The following is a 21,572-nucleotide window of genomic DNA, read 5'->3' as shown; positions in this document are numbered from 1 at the left end:
AAGTGAGTAGTTCAGACCATGGATCATGCCTGGCGACTGAGCAGCCATGCCGCATAACTTCGTCCCCGTCACCCCTCCTTCGATGACTCAGGAAGACAGGAGACTCCATGGCAACCCTCAAGAGGCGGACGTTCGCCGCCCTGACCGCCGGCCTCGGCACCGCCGCTGCTTCGTTGACTTTCGCATCCTCCGCCCATGCCGACTTCGCCTGGCACTGCAACGACCACGCGGGTCCCAGAGGGGCTTCGAAGGTGTGCGTCCAAACCGTTCCAGACGGCTACAACGCCTCGGTGGTCGTGGGCTCGGATCTGAATGGGCACACAGTGGACTTCAACCTGAACTGCTCAAACGGCCGTTGGTTCGGCGATGACGGGACCTTCCCCGTCCGCTATCCCCAAATCCGCACGTATGTCTTCAAGGTCGGGCAACAAGGGGAGTGTTGGGTCAAGCTCTACGACTACACAACCGGCATGGAATGGGACTCACCGCTCACCTCCTCCTGACGTCGTCGGTCGGCGTCGGGTTCGAGTGGATCTCCTGGGCGCAAAGAGGGGGCATCCGTCGTCCATGGATCGGCGGATGCCCCGGACCTCTCTGCGCACTGCTGCGATCAGTGGCTTCCCATCGCTACAGGGGCCAGGTCGATCAGGCCTCGGCCGGTTTCGTCCTCCCGGCCGAGACTGCTGCTTGGTCGCTGCTCGGCGCTGTCAGCCGATGTGGTAGGGGTCCCCGTACACATGCCAGTCCAGCGGCGTGTCCAGATCGAGGTTGCCGTTCTGCAGGAACACCCGTTGGGCGGTGTCGACGCGGCTGGTGTCCCAGTGTTCCTCCTCCTGTTTCATCGCCCAGACCCGCGCGTCGAGGAAGGCGTTGAGGTACGTCACTTCGTCGCCGCCCTGGGCCGGAGGCGCGGCAACGGAGAGGGCGCGCCTGCGGATGCCGCCGAAGCTTATTGGGTCGCTGCCGTTGCCGTGCATCACGAGGGCGTCGTAGTAGCAGAACTGGCCCAGCACTCCGATGCCGTCCGCCTTGCCCTGTGCGACCGCCGGATCGAAATATACGCGGTCGCGCTCGTCGTCCTGGGCCCGCTCGAACCCGGAATCGTCGGCCGCCGTCTGCCAGTCCTCGGGGAAGCCCGGGTCCAGGCCCTCGTGCGAGTCGGTGTTGTCGACCGCGCGCAGGGCGTCCAGGTACGGGGCGAGTACGTTGCCGGGCTCGCGTCGGGTGTAGAGCTCGACGAGGTCGAGCATGTCGCCGGTGCCCGAGCAGAAGCCGATGATCCCGGCCGTGTAGCCGCGGCCGTCGCCGATGTCCTCGATGTAGCGGTACTGGGCCCGCCAGTCCAGCGAGGCGTTCTCCGCGCTGGAGACGAGCTGCATGGCGATCTCCTTCTTGACCGGGTCGTCGAGCCCGATCCCACTCGCCCGGGTGGTGGCCGCGGTGGCGGATTGCGTCGCGAGGAGCGGACCGGCCACGACGGTGGCTCCGATCAGGGTGAGCAGGGTGCGACGCGATGTCTGATGGCGCAGGGGTTCCATGGGACCTCCGGGGGAGAGCGCTTTTCCATCGGGGACAGGATTGATCAGTAAGTTTTCCTGTCAGGCAAGCGGCTCAACAGCCGCGTGGGACCCGTACCGCACGAGGATCGCGGTGACCGGGCTGAGGAAGTAGTGAGGGGTGGCCTTGCCCGGCCCTGTCCGCCCCGATACGGACAGCGCCCGCTTCCGGCAGCCACACTGCTGGAAGCGGGCGCTTCGTACCCTGACAGTCCCTTTGCTCTGGCGCCGGGTCCTCATACCCGCCACGTTGGCCGAGAAGCAGACCGCCGACGCCGACCTTCACTGCCTGTGGGACTCACCATCCGTGGAAGTCGAGGCGCCAGTCATGCGAACGAGTGACATTGGCGATCCATGCCCACTTGTTGTAGCCGCCGTCACCCTGCCGTTCGAACCAGCCGTCCTTGAATACCGCCCAATAGTAGTCGCTGTGTGGATCCGTACCACACTGCGACGGCGAAATTTCCTTACCACTGTCCACGACCCCGTTGAACTGGGAACCGGACCGGGAACCTCCCTTCCACACCATGATGTTGCCCCGATGTCCATAGGTCTTCTGAACCTCTACCGCCAGAGTGCGCAGATCGCAGGTGTTGAAGTTGAAGCTTCTGGTCGAGGAGGCCACCGAGCCCCCCGATTCCGTGGCATGCGCCGGAGCGGCAAGCACCCCGGAAACAACCACGGCCAGCGCCGCCATTGCAATCCGGAACGACTTCCGGTTGCCGCGAGCTTTACCGCCTCGAATCCTCGAATCGAACAAGTCGACCTCACTGGTGTGTGCTGGGCGGAGCGTGAAATATTTGACTCGCCCGACTATGGGGGATGAATGAAGCCGACCACTGCGCCCCGGCTCCTTGCTGGTCACGCTCACGGTCGGCGATGTGGTCACACTGAGGCAGGCAAGTGCTCACACACCAGGCCATATACTGTTCGCCATTGCTCATTCGGAGCGGCAGGCAGCCGAGGGTGAGTCGGCATCAAACCGGCTGACGCACGCACAGCCCAGCTATCCCTGTAGTCGACCCTGAGAGAGGTTCAGGGCCCATCCGACAGGGCAGAGCACCGCAAGGTGATCAGTGCGTGCTCCGCGGTGGCGATGCGGACCAGGCCGCGGGTGCGGTCGGGCAGTGCCGCAAGTGACATCGACCAGCGGGAGAGGCGACGGAAGCGGAGAGCGGCACTGCCTTCCGGGCAACACGAAGGCGGCCGCATCCTTTGGCTGGGTGCGGGCGCCTTCGTGCGGCTGGGAGGCTTTACGCGCGCAGGCTGTTGAGGGCGACGCGGCCAGTGGCGTTGCTGCGTATGTCGATGCCGACCTGGACGCCTTCGGCGAGCGACAGGTCGTAGTCCTTGGAGGGACCGTTGGGGGCAATGGACGTGTCGACCGCGGTATGGATCCTGCCGGCGGAGTCCTTCCAGTACACGCGGAAGTGCAGGGTGCGATTCATGCCCTCGTTGAAGAGGTAGACGTGTTCGCCCTTGGCATCGAAGTAGTTGCTGATGTTGGTGTCGTAGTCCCCGCTCTCGCCCAATTCCACGCTGCCGCTGACGCCGCCGGAGTCACCGTCGTCGGTGTAGCGGTCGCACAGGCCCCAGTAGTTGCCCGTCGGGTCGGCGGAGCAGGGCACGGTTGTTGCGTTCGCTGAGGGGGCCATGGCAATGCCGGTGAGAGCGAGGGCGGCCATTGCGGTGGCCAGGGTGGCGCTGCGGAGCACGGTCTGCATGCTGGTTCTCCTTGTCGCAGGGGATGCGAACGGATAGGTGAGGAACATCAGTTTGAGTGGGTTCCCGGCGTTCGAGATGTCTGCCATCTTGATCAGGAAGACTCCAGGAGTGAGGTCAGGGGCGCCGTCGGCGCCCTTCCATCGGTTACGTGGCTGGACAGACCCCTGGCGCTGCGGGCTGCCGGAGCACGAGGTATCCGGTCCCCGCCTGGCCTGTTCGGCCGGTGCTTCGTACGCTAAGAGCTCCCGCGCGCTGGAGGTTCAAGCGGTTGTGAGTCAGATCACGTGGACCATTGGGGACTTGGCGGCTCGCACCGGACTGCCGGTGAAGACGATCCGGTACTACTCCGACATCGGACTGCTGCCCATGGCCGAGCGCAGCGTCGGCGGCCACCGTCGGTACGCGCCGCAGGCCCTGGAACGGCTCCGCCTGGTGCAGCGGCTGCGCGCGCTGGACACCCCGATCGCCACCATCACCCAACTGGCCACCGGCGAGCGCACGCTCAGTGACCTCCTGGTCGGCGAGCTCGACCTGGTGCAGAGCCGGTTGGCCGAACTGCGCTGGCGCCAGGCCACCTTGCAGGCCCTGGACAACTGCTCACGGCCGGAGCAGCTGCGCCGTCTGGAGGTGCTGTCCCGGGTGCAGCGGCTGCCCGAAGCCCATAAGGACCTCTCCCGGGCCTGGGAGCGGATAATCCCGGCGTCGGTACCGGCGCGCCTGACCGATGCCATCGCCGCGCAGGCTGTTCCGGAACCACCACGGGATCCGTCGCCACAGGAGGTTCTGGCCTATGCCGAACTCCACTCCCTCACCGCGCACCCGGACTTCCTCGCTTACTGGGTTGCTCCGCACGTACGCGACAAGGCTTCGCTGTACTCCGAACTGCTCGATGCCTCAGAACTCGCCGCCGACGCTGTCGCCGACGGCCTGCCGCCCCGGCAGGGCAACGCGCTGGACCACTTCGCCCAGGCCTGCGCACGCGCCCGCGAAGAGCAGGACAGCCCGACCTTCCGCGCCTTCATGGGCGCGGAGTTCCGCGGCACAGTCCCCCTCTTCCGCCGCTACTGGCAGCACGTCGCCACCGTCACTGCTGACCGCAGACCCAACCTGGGGGCCACCCACTGCTGGCTGGTCGAAGGACTCGGGGTGATGTGAAGACCGACCGATGGAGCACCGAACGGCCCGTGACGGGAGTGCCAGGAAGCGGTGCGTGCTCGGCGTGCCAGTGGCCCCGGTGGGACGGCCTGCGAGGAACCGCTCCGTTCCGGCTGTCCGTGGTTGTCCGCTCGATCTGGCTCGGATCCGGCACGTGGGCCCTCCGCGGTGAGGCAGGGGCGAGGCGTCTATTGCGAAGGTGGCTGCGGGTGCGGGGTGGCGCTACTGCTTCCGCGCGGCGACGGTCACCGTCCGGCGGACAAGCCGCTGCGCGGCGCGCAGGAGGAGGCGGGTGTGCCGCCCGGGCGCTGGCTGGGCCGGGGCCCGGCCGCGCTCGGGTCGGCGTCCGGCGAGACCGTGACCGATCGGCTGGCCGTGCAGGGCTTCGGCGTACTCGGGTGGTGTCCGATTTGTGCTCAAGCGAGGCCGACTTCGACAAGATCAAGACGGTTCGTGCAACCGCCATGCCATGAGAGGCGGCGGCGTCCCGCCACGGTGCGATAACCGCCGCCCACCCTCCGCCTCAACTCTTGCTCATTCTATCGAAAGTCGATAGATTCCCATCGCAACTCGATGTAAGGACGGGTCATGGGAAAGCTGACAGTGCGTGCGCTGCGCGCCGTGCTCGTGGTGGTGCTCGCCGGCACCGTGTTCGTACAGGCATTGATGGTGTGGGCGTTGGCCACCGACCCGGAGGACGGGTCGCTCCCACTGACCCCGCTGCGCGTGATCACGATCCTGGGCATGGTGTCGGTCCAGGCCGCCCTGGTCTGCGTATGGCGGCTGGTGACGATGGTGCGACGCGGAACCGTGTTCTCCCACGCCGCCTTCCGGTACGTGGACGTCGTGATCGGCGCGATCGTGGCGGCTGCCCTCATGTGGTTCGCGGTCACGGCCCTCAATGCGCCGGGCCAGCGGGCCGACCCGGGCGTCACCCTCATCATGGGCGGGGTCGGCGTGGCCATCCTGGGGGTCGCGCTCATCGTGCTCGTGCTGCGGATGCTGCTCGCCCAGGCCGTCGCGCGCGACGTCGAAGCGGCGCAGATGCAGGCCGAGTTGGACGAGGTGATCTGATGCCGATCGCCGTCGACATCGACGTGATGCTGGCCCGGCGGAAGATGTCCGTGGGCGAGCTCGCGGACCGCGTAGGGATCACGCCCGCCAACCTGGCGGTACTCAAGAACGGCCGCGCCAAGGCGGTGCGCTTCGCGACGCTCGCCGCGCTCTGCGAGGTGCTCAAGTGCCAGCCGGGCGACCTGCTGCGCTGGGAGGCCGAGGACGCCGCGGGCGGATGACGTGCCACGGGGCGGGCACGAAAACGCCTGGCACCACCGGCCCGTGACGCGGCACGTGGACCGCATGGACGTGACCGCCGATCACCCGCAGCGCCGCCCCGACCCCGTTGGTGGATTCCGGTTGACCTGCACCCCACCGCCCTGGTCGACGATCGCGACCTGCGAACGTGACCTCCCCACCGCAAACCCCCGTGCGTACGCGGTTCCGGCCGGAGCGCCCTGCCTGCCGGCGGTGGGCGAGTGGATCACCGACGCCCGGCCGTCCGTCCTGGAGCACCTCGGCGTACGGCCCGATCCGCTGTCCCCGAAGCGGTGCCCGCCACGGACCGCAAGATTCATCTGCTCGCCGCCGGCGGCCACCTCTGCGGCCCGGTCCTGGCCCAACTCGACGTGGGCGAGAAGACCAACGAGATCACCTGCTTCCAGCCTGCCGGAGCCCTCAGGGGTGCTGGAGGAGGCATTGCCGCGTCGCGGCTCACCGCCCAACCGACCCCGACACGTGCTGACTGCCTTTCACCTTCGGCGGCGGTCAACCCTTCGGCGGTGGTCAAGTGGACGACACACGCGGGTGGGGGCGGGCAAACGCCCGCCCCCACCTGTCCTGCGGCATGTCAGCCGGTCAGGTCGTTTCCCGGGTTACCGGAACTTGCGCTTACTTGACGCCAGTGTGGCAGTACCAGATGGTGCTGCTCTGACCGATGGCGCCGTCGAGCTCCTCCGAGTCGGGCTGGGGGGTCAGAATCTGGAGGTCGAGGATCGCGTTCATTGGTCGGTTCTCCTTTTTGCTTGCTGTACCAACAGGGATCTGCAGCCGTCTGGGACGGCTCGGCGCCGGAGGGCTCAAGGCCACTTGCCCCGGGCCGGTGTGGATGGTTTTCGCCGGTTCGCCTCGTCGACGGTCCGCGGTGCCGGAGTCGGGTTCACGATCGGTCCTCTCGTTCGTTCCGGAAGGGGCGGGGGAGCAGGGGCAGGACGGGCAGGTCGCCGGCGACGGTGCGCAGGGCGTGCAGGACGCCCGCCGTACCGGTGGCCAGGTCCATGGACAGGCGCATGTTCTGGGCGCCGATGGTGGCGATGCCGTCTTCGTAGGGCAGCGCGTGCCAGGCGAGGTCCCTGATGTGGCGGGTGAGCGCGGCGGACAGACTCGTGTTGTGGTCGACGGCGTGGTTGTGGGCGAGGGCGGCGGCGAGTCCGGCCCGGCCGGCGAGAAGCCCACTGTGGACGGTGAAGTCCAGGTCGAGGGTGGTGTGCAGAGCGTTCAGGGCGTCGGCGAGTTCTTCCTCGGGACGGTGCCTCAGGTAGGTGGCCAGGACTACTGCGATGCCCGCGCTGCCGGCTCCGAGGGTCGGCAGGGCCCGAGATCCGTCACTCAGGGTGAGCGTCGTGCCCGTGCGGCGGCAGTGGTCCAGATCGAGGTGGACGGCGCGGCGGGCGAGGTCCAGGTAGCGGCTCTCGCCGGTGTCCTCGTACAGGCCGAGGAAGAACAGGGCCGGTCCGCTCCAACCGCGCATGAGTCCGGCCCGGCCCGCGGGGGCCCGCGTGACGCCGGTCAGCCGTGCGGCGAGGCGTTCGCCGGTCTGCAGGGCCTGCGTGTGCAAGGCGGGCATGTCCAGGGCCTGTGCGAGATGCCGCAGGTTGAGTCCGATGCCGGCCAGACCCTCGTGCATGCCGGAGGGAGTCGCGTCGGTGGTGAGGTCGATGGCTCGGTTCAGGACGTCGAGAGCCTGATCGGCGCGACCGAGCAGGCGCAGGGTGTGGGCGGCTCCGTTCAGGCCGTCGTACAGGCCTGGACGAGGTTGTTCGGCACGCAGGGTGGCCTGCCACAACCACTCGTGGTGTTCGGGGTCGGTCTCGTGTCCGGTGGCGGTGAGGGCGTACAGGACGCCCGCGGCTCCGTGGGCGAGGGTGTAGCCGCCGTCGTGCAGGGCGGTGGGCTCGCCGGGGAAGAGCCGGTCGGTGCGCTCGGGGGTGGCGCTGGCCCGGATCGCGGTGACCAGGGCCTGCTCCAGCTTGCGGGCCGACGGCGAACGGGAGTCGTTCGCGGTGGCGGCGAACAGGTCCGCTGTTGCCCGGTCGGTGCGGGGCGTGGTGCCGGGAGGGGTCAGTGTGCGGCGTACGCGGTCGGTGAACCCGGCGGGTAGGGGGAAGAGTTCGGCTGCCCTGTCGACGAGTTGGCCGGCCCGGGCGGGATCGAGGTCCAGCATCGTGGTCAGCGGCAAGAACAGCGCCAGGCGCAGGCAGTCCAGTGCGTAGCGGTCGCGGTCGAAGCCGGTGGCGTGCGCAGCGACGAAGCCGGGAGTGGCGATACTGGGGTCCGGGTCCTCGGTGCCGGGCCGGAAGGCGATCTCGAAGTCGATGAGCGCGATGCGGCCGTCGGGGCGGATCATCACGTTGCTGGGGCTCAGGTCGCCGAAGACGGTTCCGGTGGCGTGGACGGACTCCAGGATTCGTTCGAGCTGGTCGAGGATGTCCAGGACCGTGTCCACGTACTCCTGGCGCTGCCGTGCATCCCGGCCTGGCATGGTCAGTGGGTTGGTGGTCGCCGTGAACTGCTGGAGCGTCTGGCCCTCGATGTACTCCTGGACCAGGAAGTGGTGCTCCCAGGCGGTGAACGTGCCCAGCAGCGCGGGAACACCGTCCAGGTGAGCGAGCCGGCGCAGCGTCGCGGCTTCCCGGTGCAGCCGGGTCACCGCGTCGTCGCCCGCGCCGTCCAGGCCGGCCAGTGGGCGGGCCTCCCGCAGTACCACCCGCCGCCCGGTGCCGTTCTCGGTGGCGAGGTAGATGCCGCCCCCGTTCGAGTAGTGCAGGGCCTTCTCCACGGTGTACGGAAAGGCCGGGCCGTCCTGGGCCACTCGGCCGGCGGCGATCTGCTCGGCGACGAAGCCGGGTACCGGCGCCCAGTCGGGGACCCGGAAGACAGGGGTGCGCTCGTCGGGGACGAGAACCCCGTCAGGGCGGGCGACGGCCGGTGTCCGGTCACCGTTCCCGGACAGGCATTCACGGCGGGCGAAGCCTCCGTAGCGCAGGTAGAGGGGCCCTTGCCGCCACCTCAGATCGCTGAGGATGTACGGCCCCTGGTAGCCGCTGAGGACGGGCCCCAGTTCGTCGAGGGCGCCCTTGAGACCGGCGTCGTCGACCGGATAGAGCGTCATGAGCTTGCCGCTGCTGCCGCGGGGCGCGTACTTGCTGTTCGTGGACTGGTGAGCCCGCGTATCCGGCAGGAACTTGAAGGTCAGCGAACGGGACAGACAGTACTCCCACACCGTGTCGATGACCTCGGCCGCGTCATCGGCCTTGGCCGACACGTGAATCTTCCAGCCCTGATCGGGAAGTTGGGCGTTCTCGGGGCTCAGATACACCCAGGTGCTGGTCTCGATGCGGCGCCAGCCGGGCGGCGCCGGGCGCCCGGTCGCGGGGAACGGCGTGCCGGCCCGGGAACGGCCGGGGTGGTCGTAGAACTGCACGCCCGCTCGGCAGTAGGCGAGATGGTTGGCTCTGTCCATGATTTCCTCTCCTGCAAGGGCGCGCGGACGATGTGGTCTCAATCGCCTCGCCGGGATGGCCAACCCTCCGGGTGCAGGGCCCCGCTCCCGAACGATGCCGTAAATTCTTGCGATCCGGCTTTTTGTGCGGGTAGATCAAGTCGACCAGTCCGGCCCCACGAGGCACCAGGCAGTTCTCCCGGCGGAATAACGGCCTGGCATACTTCTGCCGGGAAGATCTCTGAGGCCGGACCACGCTGAACAGAAGGAATGCGACATGGACCCTGCCGCACCGGTCACGGAGGAGTTCGGGCGGCTGTTACTGGCCCTGCGCAAGCGCGCCGGGCTGAGCCAGGAGCGGCTGTCCCACGCCGCGGGGGTGAGCGTGCGCGCACTGGCCGATCTGGAACGCGGTCGCGCCCGTGGACCGCAGCGACGGACCGTGCAGGCCCTGGCAGCCGGGCTGGGCCTCGATGACGACACCGCCGCCGAGTTGGAGCGGGCCGCCTGCCTCGGACGGCCCCGCCCGCGGGCGTGTACCGGGCCGCAGGCCCACAGCCCTCTGGCTTTGCCGCGTGACATCAGCGACTTCGTCGCTCGCGGTCCGGCCCTGGCCGGATTGCTCGCCCTGGCAGAGGGCGCCGACCCCGCCCGCTCAGCGGTCAGCGTGGTGTCGGGACAGCCGGGCCTGGGCAAGACCGCCTTCGCCGTGCACGCCGCGTACCGCCTCTCGCCGCACTTCCCGGACGGGCAGTTAGCCCTCAACCTGCACGGTATGGACCCGGAGCCGATCACCCCGCGCGACGCTCTCGGATCCTTGCTGCGTGCGGTGGGCGTGGCCGAACGCGCGATCCCGGCCTCGACCGACGACCGGTCGGGTCTGCTGCGGTCCGTGGTCCGCGACCGGCGGCTGTTGCTCGTACTGGACAACGCGGCGGGCGAGGACCAGGTCCGCCCCCTGCTTCCCGGCGCCGGGCACTGCCTGACGATCGTCACCAGCCGGCACACCCTGGCCGGTCTCGAATCGGTACACCGGACCGCCCTCGCGCTGCTTCGACGGGAAGAGGCAATCAAGCTGCTGAGCCACATCATCGGCCCCCAGCGCGTACAGCAGGAGGCCAAGGCCGCCCACAATCTCGTGGAACTGTGCGGATACCTGCCCTTGGCCGTACGGATCGCCGGACAGCGCCTCGCCGGCAGGCCCCACGAGCGCATCAGCAAGCTGGCCGCCCAACTGGCCCAGGAAGGGCGTCGCCTCGACACACTCCAGGTCGGCGACCTTCAGGTGCGGGCGGCGTTCGCCCTGTCCTACCGGCAGCTGGCCCCGGCCGCCAGGACCGTACTGCGCCGGGCCTCCCTGGCTGCCGGAAGCGACTTCAGCCCCGAGAGCGCCGCCCTCCTGGCCGACCTGCCGCTCGACCAGGTGGCCCGGTGCGCCGAGGAACTCACGGATGCCGGCCTGCTGCAGCCCGACGGCGCAGCCGAGCGCTACCGCTTCCACGACCTCCTCAAGCTCTTCGCCACCGAACAGGTGACCACTGAGGACGGCCCCGCGGTGTCCCAAGCCGCTGTGGACCGGACGGCGCGGTGGATGCTGCGCCGGGCCACCGCCGCCGCGCTGCGCTTCGATGCCGACCGCCACCAGGACACGCCGCACGACGATCCCGATCCCACCGGCGCCCCCGCCACCCGTGACCAGGCCCGCGCGTGGCTGGAGTCCGAGCGGGCCCAGTGGCTCGCAGCCTTGCACCGAGCGCGGGCCACGGGACGCCACCAGCAGGTGATCGACGCCGCCAAGGCGATGCACTGGTTCTCCGACCTCAACCAGCACTGGGAACTGTGGGTAGAGGTGTTCCAGTCCGGAGTCGACGCGGCCCGCGCTCTGGGCAGCCGTCAGGACGAGGCCGTTCAGCTCAACTTCCTGGCCTGGTCCTACAACAACTGCGTCCACGACCCCCATGCCGCGATCGCCACCGCCGACGCCGCCTTGACGGTGGCCCGTGAGATCGGAGACCGGCTCCAAACGGGCTGGGCGCTCGGCTACGGGGCATCGGCGATGCATCGAGTCGGCCGAACCGAGGAATCCATAACCCGGCTGCGTGAGTCCGCCGCCTCCCTCGCCGACGAGAACTCCCAGCAGGGCCGCCTCGCCGAACTCTCGGCCCTGAACACCCTGGGCAATCACCTGCGCCTGACAGGCAACGCCCAGGAAGCCCTGACCATCCACCAGCGCAGCGAGGCGATCAGCCTTGCGGACATGGCCGGAGTGCCTGCCGAGCTGATCACCCTGTACCTCGCGGTGGCCCGGCAGCATATCGGCAACGACCTCGCGGCACTGGGACGCTGGCGGGAGGCCGAACTACCGCTCCAGCAGGCACTGGCGATCTTCGAGGCCGCGAACACTGCCGCCTGGGCCGAAGCCGTCCGCCTTGAGCTCGGCATCGTCCTCCGCCGACTGGCCCGCTACGACGAGGCCCGTCAGACCCTGCTCGCCGCCCACGACGCACTCCGCGAACTGAACAGCCCTCGGCAGGCGGAGGCCACTGCCGAACTGCGTGAACTGGAGGTGCGGACGCAGTAGAAGCACTGGCACCCCTCGAGTCCCGCTGGGCGGATCGTCGAGGTGGCTGGGGGAGGAGTGCGGGCCCCGGTCCTGGACGGGCGTGCCGGGCCGCGCTCGCCTGTGTGTGCGCCGTGCGTGGGTTCCCCGGAGGGCGCAGTCCATCTCTGGAGCGGGTGGATTGGCTGTTGGGCTGTCATACAGCGCCGCCGGCGGGAGGATGGGGATGGGCAGAAGCGCTGGGCACCAGGAGCAGGGCCACTCGCCCTCGCAGGACCACAGGCACCGCAAGGCTCCACCGCCCAGCAACCGCCCCACGCCAGACACCGCCTCGGGGGGAGAGAACCACCGACATGTACTCACGGTTCGAAAGGTATTTCGACAGCAAGGGCTGCTTACGGCTTCCCGACCAGGAGTTCTACGACGGCAAAGGAATCCTCAGACAGCCTGGCGAAAACTTCTACGACTACCAGGGCACACTCAGGAAGCCTGGAGACGAGTTCTACGACAGCAAGGGCTACATCAGGCGCTCCGGACAGTACTACTTTGACGGAAAGGGTATTACGAGGCGGCACTAGGTCGTTCCTGGTTGCTCTTGGACGGTGTCAAGGAGCCAGACGATCGCGGTGGCGGTCAGGGTGCCGTTGAAGGTGTAGTCGCGCTTGACTTACCGGGTGGCCACCGCGCGGAACTGCTTCGGCTTGTTCACGCATCGCTCGACCGCGCTGCGGGGACGGTACTGGGCCTTGTCGAAGGCCGGGGCCGCCCGCCGCAGCGTCCGCGGCGCATACGGTGGGCCCGCAGGTCATCGGGCTGCGCGATGGTGGCTTTGATGCCGCGCCGTCGCAGGTGGGCGCGGTTGCGGCGGCTGGAGTACGCCTTGCCGCCGCGCACCCGGTCCGGCCGGCTGCGCGGACGGCCCGCGCTGCGGCGCGCCGGATGCGTAAGCCGTCCAGCACCGCAGCGAACATCGGGCTGTCACCCCGCTGACCGGGCGAACTCAGCCAGTGCAGCGGGGCGGGCCCGGTCGTCGCGCCCCGCAAGCCTGCGGTTGTGCTTGCTGTGGCCGGTCCCGGCCTGGTGTGGTGTTCTTCGGCCACCGGGCCGGGACCGGCCCTGCGCGGCTGGAATGTGCCGGTGCTCAGTGCCTTCTGACAGCACACTCGTGGTGGCCTCGTCCCAGGTGTCGTCGGGGGAGAAGCGATGTCGCGCACGAAGACGGGTTTGAGGCGCTTCTGGGCTGGCGCGTCTGGCAGTTGCTCCCAGTCGAGGACGCGGGAGACAACGCGTCCTGGGGCGACCTTTCCGGAGCGGGCGAGCGCGACGGCGTCGGGGATATGGGCACGGACGTTGTCGCGGGCGATGCGCGGTGTGACACCCGTGAGGACAATGGCTTGGCTCCCCCTGATCATCGAGGTGACAAGCCGTGCTTGACCGGCCTCATGGTCGCGCGTCGGCAGCCCGTTCCTGCCCTCTCGTACGGCCACGCCCAGGCCTCGAGATGGCGTCGTCGCTCGGCACACCTCACAAGCAACCGCCCGGAGCACACGCTCCTGGCCCCAGTTGTCACAGGACAAGTGCCCTGTAACAGCGAACCTTGATCATTGCCCATCAAGGCCGGAAGTCTCGCAAAACAGGCCGAAACCAGGGGTTAACCGCCGTACCGGACGGACAGGTCGGTGAGGACATTCAGCCCAGCAGGAAGAGGGGGACCTGAAGTGCTAGACGCCGCATTGCACATCGGTGACGACGTCCGGATGTTCCGGCGGGACCAACTGCTTGTCATCTACACCGCAGACGGCAACAAGATCACCTACAACGGCTCCACGATCGGGCACGGAACCTTCGCCAACCTTCCGAGGGACTTCGCCGACCGGATCGACGGGGCCTACAAGATCGGCCCCGACGTGCGGCTCTTCCGCGACAACCGACTGATCGTGGTCGACGTCGAGGACAGCAACCGGATCACCTACGACGGCCACATCAAGGACCACGGCACCTACAACCGCCTGCCCGACGAGGTCGCCCACGACATCGACGATGTCATCCAGATCGGCCCCGACACACGCATCTTCAAGGGCGACCGTCTCGTCGTGATCAACGTCCGCGACGACAACGCCATCACCTACGACGGCCCCATCACCGGGCACGGCACCTTCTCGCACCTGCCCGAAGACTTCTCCGGTGGCTTCGACGCCGTGCACACCGTCGGCAACGACGTCCGTATCTTCAAGGGCAACCGGCTGGTGGTCATCAACTACGCCGACGGCAACAAGATCACCTTTGATGACCGCGCCAAGAACCACGGCACCTACAGGAACGTCCCGTCAGGCTGGCTGGACTGACCGAGGGCAGCCCGCTCGGCAGATCCCGGCACCACCGCGTCCCCGTACCGCGCCCACCCAGGCACGGCACGGGGACGCATCGCCACGTGAACGGCGCCGGCCCGGCTGGCGGAAAGCCCGGCTGGCGGACTTCCAGACCGGTGCTCCGCTTCAGCCGTTCCTCAGCCCCGTGACCTGTGCCACTCGAAGTCCGCTGTCACTGCTCCTGGCCGACGGAGCAGGAGGGGGTTGTGTCGTCTGGGGGTGTGGAGTGCTGTCCTGGGTGGGGCGTGTTGGCCAGTAGGTGATGTGGTCGGCTTTCCACTGTTGGACGGTGGTGTGGCCCGAACGCCCCACAAACCACATGCGGGGCTGCCTCCCCGGGCGCCGACTGCCGAACCGTTGGTCATTCCGGCACGGCGACCGGCACCGCGCAGGTGATAGGTGAATCGCATACGGCGGCACGGTCGCCCGGACATCTCACAGGCTTGACGTGTCATCGACATGGATGGCATCTTCCGTGGATCCGTGCCGTTGCGCGCGGTGGTGTGACACGGGCCGGACCCGTTGCCGCACCGCACCGCCGCCGCGGTACATCTTCGAGGAGCGGCGTATGCGCCTTGAGTACCACCACCTGAACGTCGTGGTCCAGGTGGCGACGCGGGCAGCGTCCGGGCGGCCGCGGCAGTCCTTCAGGTCTCCCAGCCCGCCCTGAGCACCCAGCTCCGCCGCATCGAGCAAATGATGGGCGCCCCCCTGTTCGACCGTCACCGCGACGGCGTGCAGCCCACCGACCTCGGACAGTACGTCATCACCCATGCCCGTCGGCTTGTCGCCGGACTCGACGAACTGCGGACAGAGGTGGAACGGCTCACCGCCTCCGACCTCACCACTGTGCGTATCGCCGCTCCCGCGACGGTCCTCCCTCTGATCGTGGCCGAGCTGCGCACGCGTGTTCCCGGCGCCTCGGTGCACAGCATCGCGGAGCGCTACAACACGTCCCTGATCGAGGGCGTGGTGTCCGGCAGCCTCTCCTTCGCGGTCACCCATGAGTTCTCCGGACCGGACCAGGCGCTGCCCGACACGCTCGAGTCCGCGGCCCTGCTGCGCGAGCCGGTCTTCGTAGGCCTTCACCCCGACCATCCCCTGGCCGCGGCCTCAAGGCCTTGGGCGCGGGCCGAACGGCAGGGAAAACCCCCTGCCGCCCAGGCCACGGGCGCGGGCGTGGACGCGGATGCCGTCGGGCGAGGAACGCCCGGGCCCTACAGGGCATGTGTCATGGCGTCATCGTCAGGTCCTCTCTGCGGATCGGCCAACTCACGGCGGGCCCGCGGAACCCGCCACACCGTTTTCTACAGCCCCGCATCGCCTCCCACAATCAGGCGGTGAGATATCAAACAGGCCGTTAAGAAGCCCTTAAGAATCGACTAAGACCGTGTCCTGCGTGGTGAGGCATCGTCGACCTTGGGATGGGGCGGGGTACGTGGAGTTGGATTGTTCCGGACGGGCTGTGGGAGACCGCGAAGCCGCTGATCCCACCGTCGAAAGTGGGCGCATCGTCGGCGATTCGCAGCACCGGAGCAGCCGGAGACAGACGCGGGCGCCGACCGACCCTGGCGTTCGGCGCTGATCCGGGTGAAGTGCAGGGTACGGCTGTCCCAGATGCCGCCCACCCGCGTGGGGCCAAGTCCGGCTGAAGCGGACGACGACGTGCGTTCGCGATCTTCGGTGCGGCGACGAACATGCCTCTGCCGTGCCGGCGTATCAGAAGGCCGTCACGACCAGACCATGGACCGCGGACCGGAGCGTGGTGCGAGGGACGCCGAGTTTCCCGCAGCGCTGCCGCTCCGACGGGATGGCGCTGCCGACCTCCAGCGACTCGACCAGGTCGCGCAGATGCTCCCTGATGCGTTCGCGCTTGGACGAAGACTCTCCGCTACTGCGACTCTCCGCTACTGCCCACTGGTCATATAACCACCTCCCGTCTGATCGTCTGCTGGTTCTTCTGAAGATCCCCTTGACGTGCGGCGAAAGAATGCAGCACACTCGCCACACTGGTCAAGAGGACGTGTAACTGGTTAGTTTTTGGTCTTACCAGCTGTTGGGTATGCAGGGCGGTCACGCCCCTCCGGCGCCCCACTCATCCGACCCTCCGCAATCCCTCTACGAGAGGTGGCCGTCACGAGATGTCCCAGACAGACCCAGAGCCGCGCCCGGCACACCAGGACCGTCCGGGCGATCCGCGTCGCGCCGGCCGCGGGCCTGTTCTCGGCCGCTGCCGCCGGGCGCACTTCGGCCGCGTCCGGCCCCGATGCGGGACCGCGGCGGGACCGGACGCCTCGGACACCACCCCGGTGACCATCACCTTTTGGCAGGCCTTCAAGGACGACCGGGAGGTCGGCGCGGTCAACGACGTCCTGGTGTTCCTGGCTACCCATGGATCGTCCCGAGCCTGTGCGATTGCCGCCGTTGAAGCCCTGCCCGGCCGTCCATACCGGCCGGGGCTGCGACACTGACAGACGGGCAACGGGCGCCCGACGACCGATGTGCCTTCCGTCCCGGTCGACGCGCCCTGCCATGGGGCGGAAGTCGCGACGGGTTCCGTAGCACAGGGCCGCACTGGGGGAGTGCGACGACTGCGCTCCCCTTGTGCCTGGACCCAACCGGTTGGCGTGCCCAAGCAGCCCCCACACCAACGGTCACGCTCTGCCCCCGGACCCATGCCCACCAGACAGGAACCCGGTGAAAAGAGTTGCGGGGCCCTACACGGATCCCCCTTTTGCACCTTCAGTCCTTCGGCCCGTACCAGCGGGGCGGCATTGCTGTGCGCCGCTGCACCCGACTCCCCGGCCGATGGCCCGCAAGGCCCTGCGAGCCCTCGAATCCTCTATCAGCAGTACCGTCAGCGACCCTCGCAAGAACCTCCTTTCAGGGCAGGACCCATGACACGCGCCATCTCCCTTCACAACGTCAGCAAGAGACACGGACGCGCAGTTGTGCGCGCCGTCGACAACCTCTCCCTCAGCGTGGAGCCGGGGCAGTTTCTCGTCCTGCTCGGCCCCTCGGGCTGCGGCAAGTCCACGGTTCTGAGGATGATCGCCGGCCTGGAGGACATCACCGAGGGCGAATTGCTGCTGGACGGCGCGTACGCCAACGACATCCCGCCCCACGAGCGGGACATGGCGATGGTGTTCCAGAGCTTCGCGCTCTACCCGAACATGACCAGCCGCGAGAACATCGGCTTCCCGCTGCGGGTGCAGGACCCGCACGCCGACCGCAACCCGCGTGTCGAGACGACCGCGCGGATGCTCGGCATCGAGGACCTCCTGGAACGCTATCCCCGCCAGCTCTCCGGCGGTGAGCGCCAGCGCGTCGCGATGGGCCGGGCGATCTCCCGGCGGCCCTCCGCCTTCCTCATGGACGAGCCGCTGTCCAATCTCGACGCCAAGCTGCGCAGCTATCTGCGGGCCGAAATCGCCCAGCTCACCGCCGAATTGGGGGTGACCACCATCTACGTCACCCATGACCAGGCCGAGGCCATGTCACTGGGCCACCGCGTCGCCGTGATGCGCGGTGGAGTGCTCCAGCAGGTCAGCACCCCGCGCGAGCTCTACGCCCTGCCCGAGAACGTCTTCGTCGCGGCCTTCATCGGCACGCCGCGCATCAACCTGCTGCAAGCCGTCCTGCACGCACCACTGGGCCACCGGATGTCGATCGACCTCGGTCGGCAGCGGCTGCCGCTGCCCGAGCCGCTCAACCCGGACCACCAGCTGCTCCGCATCCAGCAGGGCCGCCAGATCATCGTGGGGCTGCGCTCCGAAGCCGTGCGCATCGCCCCGCCCAGCCAGGCCCGACCCGGCGAGATCGCGCTGACCGGGATCGTGCAGCACATGGAGTACCAGGGACACGAATCGCTGGTACACCTCGACACGGGCTCGACTCCCGCTGTGGTCGCCGACCTGGAGTCGCCGCGGCCGCAGTCTCCCGGCCGCGGCCGCGCCAACACCGGCCCCGGGATACTCACCCGGATCAAGGACCGCGCGCTCGCGCAGATCGCCGCGCCGGTTGCGGTACTCGACCCGCCGCAGCCGCCCCGGGAACGGTCCGTCTCCGCAGGTGACTTCGTCGTGCGCTCGTGGCCGGACCTGCGGCTGCGGACCGGGGCGCAGGTCCCGCTCCTGATGGACCTGGCGCATCTGTACGTCTTCGACCACCTGGGCCGCAGGATCTGCCCGGCACCCGCAGACCTGCCCGGCCTGGAGGTCTGACCTCCCGGCCGCCTTCAGCACCGCCCCTGGCCTCGGCCGGACCTATCGCCGCCGGCACCCTTGCGTCCGCCGCACGGGCGCAGGGCGAGGAGCGGACGCCGATCTACAGGGTCGGCTTCTCGTGTCGCTCGAGTGGTTCGGTGAGGAACGGTCGCGTCCCGCGTCGTGGTGCAGGGGATCAAGCGCTACGTGTTCCGCCGCCCGTCCACCGACGCGTGACCGAAGGGCAAACCGCATCACCGCGGCAACTCACAATGCCTTGATACCTGTGAGAAGGAGCCGTGACAGCTTCTCTGCCCGGTCTCGGCAGTGGCGCGTCCATGCCATGCCGGCCACAGTTCCCGTCTGCACACGGACCCTTCCGGCATGAGGATCCGGCGGCCGAGAAGCGAGCGGGCACGGTGACCGCCGCGGTCACCGCGATCCCCACGGTCCGCCAGGGGCACCGGCCAGGACCAGGGCGGCGACCGCCGCGCCGCCGCCGAGCACCCGACGGCGGCACGGTGCCGTCCGCCCTGCCAGGCAGGCCGATCCGCCGCGCTCACCGCTGCGCCCCTGTCCTCGTGCGAGTCCGCGGACCTGCCCACTCCGCCTCGAGTTCGGCTGGTACGTGCATCCCGCCGATCCGCCCAGGATCTGGGAGTTGGCGATGATTCCCACCGCCCCGATGAGGCCGGCGATGACCAGGTGGACGTAGAAGCTCGGCAGATGGCAGCCCTCGCGGATGCCCGCTTCCACCTCCTCCCGGACCGGCGCGTGGGCGAGCGCCCCGAGCTGCTGCTCCGCCTCGGCCGCGGTGCCGGAGAAGGCCATCTCGACCGGCTCGATGACGATGGATCCGCGGCGGTCGACTTCCAGCTCGCGCAGACCGCGCAGCACGGCGTCGGCCGCACCCGCCAGGATGTCGCACTCGATCGCGTTGCCGTGTGGGTAGTACGCCAGTTCGGGAAGAGCGACCGGATTGAAGACATATCGGATTGAAGGCATAACGGTCGTCGGTCAGCAGCCCGACCGACCGCCGGGGGTGCGATCAGGGGGCTCACCAGCCGGACGTGGATCATCTCCATGCACAACCTCCAGTCTCCGGCCGACTCCCGCCGGTAACGCCCGAAGAGAGGGGATCGGCAAGGCGGGTGCGATGCTCGGCTCCGGCGCCCCGTCGCCCGGCCAAGGCCCCCGGCCGCGGCGGGCCCGCGACCGGGCACCGTTGGGCCGCAAAGGTGCCGCTCGCGGAGCGGCGGCGGCAGCGGAGAGAGAGCGGCCGTCGACAGCGCCAGCATGGCGAGGGCCATCCGAGTGACGGATAGTGGAACATAGAAGATCATTTCCGATATTTCGGAGCAGCCATGGACCGCTACCCTCCCATCGCCGAGCACGGCCTGGTGGGCGACCTGCAGACCGCCGCGCTCGTCTCGTCGCAGGGTGTCGTCGACTGGTTCGCCGCTCCCCGGTTCGACTCGCCCAGCATCTTCGCCGCCCTGCTCGACCACGACGGCGGCGGGTACATGCGGGATGGCCCCCGAGCACCCCGAGGCGACCTGCAAGCAGCTCTACTACCCCGACACCGCCATTCTGGTGACCCGATTCCTGTCACCGGACGGCGTGGGCGAAGTGGTCGACTTCATGCCCCCGGACCGGCCCCGCACCGCCACCGACCGTCACACCCTGGTACGCGTCGTGCGTGCCGTGCGGGGGACCGTCGACTTCACGCTCGAGTGTCGGCCGCGTTTCGACTACGGCCGGGCCGAGCACCGGCTGGAGCTCGGTGAGAACACCGGCCTGCTCCGGTCCCCGGGGATGGACGCGCACCTGCAGACCTCGTTCCCGCTGGAGCGGGACGGCCAGGACGTACGCGGCCGAGTGACGCTGAGCGCCGGCGAGTCGGGCGGCGCCGTGTTCACCGTCTGCGCCCCCGGCGGCAAGGCGCCCGTACCTCTCACGGTCGGCGGGCTCACCGCCCAGGTCGAGGACACCGGCCGCTTCTGGCAGGACTGGCTGCACCAGTCCCGCTACCGGGGCCGCTGGCCCGAGCTGGTGCACCGCTCGGTCATCACCCTCAAGCTCCTCACCTACGCCCCCACCGGCGCCCTCATCGCCGCGGCCACCATGGGCCTGCCCGAGCAGGTCGGCGGGGAGCGCAACTGGGACTACCGGTTCACCTGGGTACGCGACGGCGCGCTTTCCGTGCGGGCCATGCTGGACCTCGGCTTCGTCGAGGAGGCCACCGCCTTCGTCCACTGGCTCGTGGACAGGCTGCACGAGCGCGAGGGCAAGGAGGAGGAGTCGCTCCAGACGATGTACCGGATCGACGGCAACCCGGACCTGCCGGAGGAGACACTCGAACACTTCGAGGGCTACCGCGGCTCCTACCCCGTCCGCATCGGCAACGGCGCCGCCGATCAGCTCCAGCTGGACATCTACGGCGAGGCCCTCTACGCGGTGTCCCAGGGCCGCGAGATCGGGCAGCAGGCCACCTACCGGGGATGGAAGGCGATGGCCGGGACGCTGGACTGGCTCGCCGACGCCTGGGACCGGCCGGACGAGGGCATCTGGGAGACCCGCGGCGGCCGCCAGGACTTCACCTACAGCCGGGTGATGTCCTGGGTCGCCTTCGACCAGGGGCTGAGCCTGGCCGAGCACTTCCGCAGGCCCGCCGACGTGGAGAAGTGGCGCAGTGCCAGGGACGCCGTCCTGGATCAGGTCATGGAACGAGGCTGGAGCGAGCAGCAGGGCGCCTTCATCCAGCACTACGGCGGCGACGTCCTGGACGCTTCCCTGCTGCTCATGCCGAGGGCCGGCTTCATCGCCCCGAAGGACCCGGCGTGGCTCTCCACGCTCGACGCGATGGACCGCAAGCTCGTCTCCGACAGCCTTGTCTACCGCTACGACCCGGCGGCTTCACCGGACGGGCTGCGCGGCTCGGAGGGCACCTTCAGTCTGTGCACCTTCCTCTACGTCGACGCGCTGGCCCGGGCCGGGCGGCTGCTCCAGGCCCGCTACACCTTCGAGAAGATGCAGACCTACGCCAACCACGTCGGGCTCTTCGCCGAGGAGGTCGGTCCGACCGGGGAGCAACTGGGCAACTTCCCTCAGGCGTTCACCCATCTGTCGCTCATCATGGCGGCCACCACCCTCGACAAGGCGCTCGACGCGGAGCAGGGGCGCTGACCCATGGTCGCCACCCATGCCCGTCCGGCAGGACCGCCA

Annotated in this window: 14 protein-coding genes and 3 pseudogenes; 11 read left to right on the top strand and 6 right to left on the bottom strand. The window is 68.8% G+C overall.

Features of this window, described 5'->3' with window-relative positions; all coding sequences use genetic code 11:
* The first annotated feature begins 107 nt into the window (after positions 1–107).
* Positions 108–503 carry a hypothetical protein gene (locus tag IEY86_RS22425; protein WP_189133604.1) on the top strand — a complete coding sequence of 132 codons (396 nt, stop codon included), beginning with the start codon at positions 108–110 and terminating at the stop codon, positions 501–503.
* Between the two features lie 204 nt (positions 504–707).
* Here IEY86_RS22425 and IEY86_RS22420 read toward each other — a convergent pair whose 3' ends face one another.
* The 3 genes from IEY86_RS22420 to IEY86_RS22410 form a co-directional block, all read right to left on the bottom strand.
* Complete coding sequence (locus tag IEY86_RS22420) at positions 708–1,538, bottom strand: chitosanase (RefSeq protein WP_189133603.1); 831 nt, start codon at positions 1,536–1,538, stop codon at positions 708–710.
* Between the two features lie 316 nt (positions 1,539–1,854).
* On the bottom strand, positions 1,855–2,421 hold the full coding sequence (locus tag IEY86_RS22415; RefSeq protein WP_189133602.1) for a hypothetical protein: 567 nt from the start codon (positions 2,419–2,421) through the stop codon (positions 1,855–1,857).
* 388 nt (positions 2,422–2,809) lie between these two features.
* Positions 2,810–3,280: a hypothetical protein gene (locus IEY86_RS22410; protein WP_189133601.1), complete on the bottom strand. Its 471-nt coding sequence runs from the start codon at positions 3,278–3,280 to the stop codon at positions 2,810–2,812.
* A gap of 301 nt (positions 3,281–3,581) precedes the next feature.
* On the opposite strand from IEY86_RS22410, the gene IEY86_RS22405 reads away from it, so the two are divergent.
* The 3 genes from IEY86_RS22405 (at position 3,582) to IEY86_RS22395 (ending at position 5,731) form a co-directional block, all read left to right on the top strand.
* The gene (locus tag IEY86_RS22405; RefSeq protein ID WP_189133600.1) at positions 3,582–4,436 is read left to right on the top strand and encodes a helix-turn-helix domain-containing protein; all 855 of its coding nucleotides are present in this window, start codon (positions 3,582–3,584) and stop codon (positions 4,434–4,436) included.
* A gap of 588 nt (positions 4,437–5,024) precedes the next feature.
* Positions 5,025–5,510 carry a DUF2975 domain-containing protein gene (locus IEY86_RS22400; protein WP_189133599.1) on the top strand — a complete coding sequence of 162 codons (486 nt, stop codon included), beginning with the start codon at positions 5,025–5,027 and terminating at the stop codon, positions 5,508–5,510.
* The gene (locus tag IEY86_RS22395; RefSeq protein ID WP_010981499.1) at positions 5,510–5,731 is read left to right on the top strand and encodes a helix-turn-helix domain-containing protein; all 222 of its coding nucleotides are present in this window, start codon (positions 5,510–5,512) and stop codon (positions 5,729–5,731) included. Before IEY86_RS22400 ends, IEY86_RS22395 begins: the two co-directional genes overlap by 1 nt.
* Positions 5,732–6,651: 920 nt before the next feature.
* Here the strand turns inward: IEY86_RS22395 and lanKC are convergent.
* Complete coding sequence (gene lanKC, locus IEY86_RS22390) at positions 6,652–9,234, bottom strand: class III lanthionine synthetase LanKC (protein ID WP_189133598.1); 2,583 nt, start codon at positions 9,232–9,234, stop codon at positions 6,652–6,654.
* Between the two features lie 256 nt (positions 9,235–9,490).
* Here lanKC and IEY86_RS22385 point away from each other — a divergent pair, with 256 nt between their 5' ends.
* Complete coding sequence (locus IEY86_RS22385) at positions 9,491–11,794, top strand: ATP-binding protein (protein WP_189133597.1); 2,304 nt, start codon at positions 9,491–9,493, stop codon at positions 11,792–11,794.
* Positions 11,795–12,981: 1,187 nt separating this feature from the next.
* On the opposite strand, the pseudogene IEY86_RS36630 reads toward IEY86_RS22385, so the two are convergent.
* A pseudogene (locus IEY86_RS36630) lies at positions 12,982–13,158 on the bottom strand (zinc-dependent alcohol dehydrogenase); the annotation flags it as partial.
* A gap of 333 nt (positions 13,159–13,491) precedes the next feature.
* Between IEY86_RS36630 and IEY86_RS22380 the strand changes: the two are divergent.
* From IEY86_RS22380 to IEY86_RS22360, 5 genes and pseudogenes are all read left to right on the top strand, one after another.
* Positions 13,492–14,118 carry a hypothetical protein gene (locus tag IEY86_RS22380; RefSeq protein ID WP_189133596.1) on the top strand — a complete coding sequence of 209 codons (627 nt, stop codon included), beginning with the start codon at positions 13,492–13,494 and terminating at the stop codon, positions 14,116–14,118.
* Positions 14,119–14,766: 648 nt separating this feature from the next.
* Positions 14,767–14,889 (top strand): annotated as a pseudogene (locus tag IEY86_RS38500) (helix-turn-helix domain-containing protein); the annotation flags it as partial.
* Positions 14,878–15,486: a LysR substrate-binding domain-containing protein gene (locus tag IEY86_RS22375; RefSeq protein WP_265805281.1), complete on the top strand. Its 609-nt coding sequence runs from the start codon at positions 14,878–14,880 to the stop codon at positions 15,484–15,486. The pseudogene IEY86_RS38500 and the gene IEY86_RS22375, both read left to right, overlap by 12 nt.
* 965 nt (positions 15,487–16,451) lie before the next feature.
* Positions 16,452–16,613, top strand: coding sequence for a hypothetical protein (locus IEY86_RS22365; protein ID WP_189133593.1), 162 nt, complete (start codon positions 16,452–16,454; stop codon positions 16,611–16,613).
* Between the two features lie 426 nt (positions 16,614–17,039).
* Positions 17,040–18,365, top strand: coding sequence for an ABC transporter ATP-binding protein (locus IEY86_RS22360; protein WP_189133592.1), 1,326 nt, complete (start codon positions 17,040–17,042; stop codon positions 18,363–18,365).
* A 414-nt stretch (positions 18,366–18,779) separates the two neighbouring features.
* Here the strand turns inward: IEY86_RS22360 and IEY86_RS22355 are convergent, their stop codons facing one another.
* A complete protein-coding gene (locus IEY86_RS22355) occupies positions 18,780–19,352 on the bottom strand; it encodes a hypothetical protein (RefSeq protein WP_189133591.1) in 573 nt (190 codons plus the stop codon).
* A 359-nt stretch (positions 19,353–19,711) separates the two neighbouring features.
* Here IEY86_RS22355 and IEY86_RS22350 point away from each other — a divergent pair.
* A pseudogene (locus IEY86_RS22350) lies at positions 19,712–21,533 on the top strand (glycoside hydrolase family 15 protein).
* Positions 21,534–21,572 lie beyond the last annotated feature (39 nt).

This window comes from Wenjunlia tyrosinilytica, from assembly GCF_014646055.1.
Classification (GTDB): domain Bacteria; phylum Actinomycetota; class Actinomycetes; order Streptomycetales; family Streptomycetaceae; genus Wenjunlia; species Wenjunlia tyrosinilytica.
This window is presented reverse-complemented; position numbering and strand designations above follow the sequence as displayed.